Source organism: Candidatus Binatia bacterium (assembly GCA_035631035.1).
Lineage (GTDB): Bacteria > Eisenbacteria > RBG-16-71-46 > SZUA-252 > SZUA-252 > DASQJL01.
In genome coordinates this window covers 1-3,638 of record DASQJL010000128.1, presented here as the reverse complement: position 1 = coordinate 3,638, position 3,638 = coordinate 1, and the positions used below count along the sequence as shown (strand labels likewise).

At 71.1% G+C, this 3,638-nt stretch carries 1 protein-coding gene; it reads left to right on the top strand.

The window, feature by feature from the left end; translation table 11 throughout:
* Nucleotides 1-3,303, top strand: a 3,303-nt coding sequence (locus VE326_14580; GenBank protein HYJ34426.1) for a UvrD-helicase domain-containing protein, incomplete at its 5' end; no start/stop codon positions are given.
* Between the last annotated feature and the right edge of the window lie 335 nt (nucleotides 3,304-3,638).

Sequence of the window (3,638 nt, the reverse complement as noted above, 5' to 3'; positions counted from 1 at the left end):
GATCCCGCGGCGGGCGAGCTGAAGCTTAGGCTGCGCACGGCGATCGAGGTGGCGCGGCTCGACGCCTCGCGCCCGCCCGCCGCGCGGGAGCGCCTCGCGGCCGCGCTCCCCAAGCTGGAGGAGGCGCGCATCGGAACGATCCACTCCTTCTGCGCGGATCTCCTGCGCGAGCGCCCCGTCGAAGCCAGGGTGGATCCGCGCTTCGAAGTCGCGCCCGACGACGCGGCGCGTCCGCTCTTCGAGCGCGCGTTCCAGCGCTGGTTCGAGGGCCAGCTCGCCCATCCCTCGCCCGGCGTGAGCCGGATCCTCTGCCGGTGGAAGCGGGAGCCGGCGTTCCTCTACTGGGGCAAGGACGAGGGCCCGCGCGGGCTCTTGCGCCGCGCGGCCTGGAGCCTGATCGGCCGCCGCGACTTCCCCACCCCGTGGCGGCATGCCGAGGGATTCGAGCGGGACCGCGCCATCGACGCGATCCTCGAGGAGATGGAGGCGCTGGCCGAGTGGGGGCCGCGGGGCAACGAGAACGATTGGTTCGTGAAATCGCTTCTCGAGATCGGCAAGTACGTCGACGAGGTCCGCCGGATGGAGCGCGTGCGCGATCGCGACTACGACGCGCTCGAGGCCAAGCTCACCGACTGGTCGAAGGTTTCCAAGAATAAGCACTGGGGCCACAAGGGTTGGGCGACGTCGCGCGACCCTGAATTCGATCAACAGGGACTGCGGTCCCGCCGCAATGCCCTGAAAGCCGCCCTCGACCGGTTCGTCTCCGCGGCGGGGGCCGATCTCGCGCCCAGGCTCCGCGACGAGCTGTGGCCGGTGGTCGAAGCCTACGAGAAGGCGAAGGAGACCGCGGGCTGCCTCGACTTCGAGGACCTGCTCCTCCGCGCGCGCGATCTGGTGCGGGGGAACGCCGGCGTGCGGCGCGAGCTGCAGCGCCGCTTCACGCACTACTTCGTGGACGAGTTTCAGGACACCGACCCGCTCCAGGCCGAGGTGCTCATGCTCCTCGCCGCCGACGATCCCGAGCTGACCGACTGGCGGCGCGCGCGGCCCGTGCCGGGGAAGCTCTTCATCGTCGGCGATCCCAAGCAGTCGATCTACCGCTTCCGCCGCGCCGACGTCGCGCTCTATCGCGAGGTGCAGCGCCAGCTGGTCGGCCACGGCGCGCGCGCCGTGAATCTGACCGTGAGCTTCCGGTCGGTGCCGGAAATCCAGACCGCGGTGAACGCGGCGTTCGAGACGCGGCTGGGCGGCGTGTCGGGGCGGGAGTACGTGCCTCTGGAGCCGTTCCGCCCATCGGTGGAGGGCCAGCCTCCGGTCATCGCGCTGCCGGTCCCCGCCCCCTACAGCCCGTGGGGGAAGATCGTGAACTGGCGGATCGACGAGTCGCTCCCCGACACGGTGGCCGCCTGGATCGACTGGCTCGTCCGGGAGAGCGGCTGGACCGTCACCGAGCGCGAGAAGCCGGACGAGCGCGTGAAGGTCGAGCCGCGTCACGTCTGTGTGCTGTTCCGCCGCTTCCGCTCCGGTCCCGTGGACGTGACGCGCCCCTACGTGACCGCGCTCGAAGCGCGCATGCTTCCCCATCTCCTCGTCGGCGGCAGCTCGTTCCACGAGCGGGAGGAGGTCGAGGCGATCCGGAACGCGCTGACCGCGATCGAGCGGCCGGACGACGAGCTGGCGGTCTTCGCGACGCTCCGCGGGCCGCTCTTCGCCCTCGGTGACGCGGCGCTGCTCACCTGGAAGGAGCGCGTGGGAGGATTGCATCCGTTCCGGACGATGCCTCCCGCGGTTCCGGGCGCCGACGAGCCGCCGCCCGCGCTGGCCGAAGTGGCGGACTGCCTCGCCATCCTTCGCGACCTGCATCGCACGCGAAACCATCGTCCCGTGGCCGACACCATCGCGCGCCTGCTGGAGGCGACGCGCGCGCACGCCGCGCTCGCGATCTGGCCGACCGGAATGCAGGCGCTCGCCAACGTGAGCCGGCTGATGGACCTGGCGCGCCGCGCCGAGCAGCAGGGTCTGGTCTCCTTCCGCGCCTTCGTGGACCGGCTGGAGGACGATGCCGAGCGCGGGGAGGCGGCCGAGGCGCCGCTTTTGGAAGAAGGGATCCAGGGCGTGCGTCTCATGACCGTCCACAAGGCCAAGGGGCTGGAGTTTCCGATCGTGATCCTCGCCGACATGACCGCGAAGGAGACCTTCGAGGAGCCGGGACGCTGGAGCGATCCCGCGCGCGGGCTCTTCGTGCAGAAGCTCGCCGGCTGCTCTCCTCCCGAGCTGATCGAGCACGCCGGCGAAGAGATGGAGCGCGAACGCGAAGAGGCGGTGCGGCTGGTCTACGTGGCCGCGACCCGCGCGCGCGACGCCCTGGTCGTCCCCGTCGTCGGCGACGAGCCGTTCGACGGCTGGCTGAAGGCGCTGAATCCCGTGGTCTATCCGGACGTGTCGCGCTCCAGACGGCCCGAGTCGCTGCAGGCGCCGGGCTGCCCTCCGTTCGGCGGAGACAGCGTGCCCGGACGGCCGGACGGCATGCAGCCTCCGATCGTCTCGGTGGCGACTGGCGTCCACGTGCCCGCCCTCGGAGACCACCGGTCGGTCTGGTGGGATCCGCTGACGCTGCAGCTCGGCGTGCGTCCCACCCTGGGCCTCGCCCAGTCCGAGATCCTGAAAGTCGACGAGGAGGGCCGCTCGTCGGAAGCGCTGGCCAACTGGGAAGCGTGGCGGTGGGAACGGAACGAGACGCGCGACGAGGGGAAGAAGCCCACCCGCGTCGTGCGCGCCGCGACCGAGTGGGTGCGCGCCACCGACACGAAGGTGCAGGGTTCCGACATGGTTGTGGTCATGGACGCCGCGTGGAAGGGGCCGCGACCGAAGGGTCCCCGGTTCGGCACCCTCGTCCATGCCGTGCTTTCCGTCGTGGATCTCGCCGATCCTTCCGGGGTGGCCGCGCACGCCGCGGTGCAGGCCAGGATCCTCGGCGCCTCGGAGGAGGAGACCGAAGCGGCCGCGCGCGTCGTGGAAGCCACGCTCGCCCATCCCGTGCTCCGCCGCGCCGCGGCAGCCGCTTCACGCGGTGAATGCCGCCGCGAGACGCCGCTCGTGCTGCGCCTGGAAGACGGCACGCTGCTCGAGTGCGTCGCGGACCTGGCGTTCCCGGAGGATGGACGATGGACGGTCGTGGACTTCAAAACCGACGCGGACCTGGGCACGCAGGCGGAGAACTACAAGCGGCAGGTTGCGCTGTACGCGCAGGGAATCTCCCAGGCGACGCAGAGAGAAGCGCGAGGCATCGTGCTGCGGGTCTAGCTCCTCAGCGAATCCAAACGACCTTGGCCGCGGGTGCCGCCGGGACGCCTCTTCCCTCCACTCGGGCGAAGTAGATACCCCTTGCGGCCGTCGTCCCTCCCGAAGTCCTTCCGTCCCAGACCGCCTCGGATGAAGTCGTGCCGCCCACGGCTGGGCGCAGCGGAACCCGCCGGATCAGGCGGCCATTCACGTCGTAGAGGGAGATCGACGTAGGTCCGGAGGCCACACCGGCCCAACGGAAGGTCAGGCCATTCCCGGCGTCCGCGGCCGAGACTCGAAGCGGCAGGGTCCGAGCCGCTAGCGTCGCGCCTATCGCCACCGTGCGGGGGCCCACC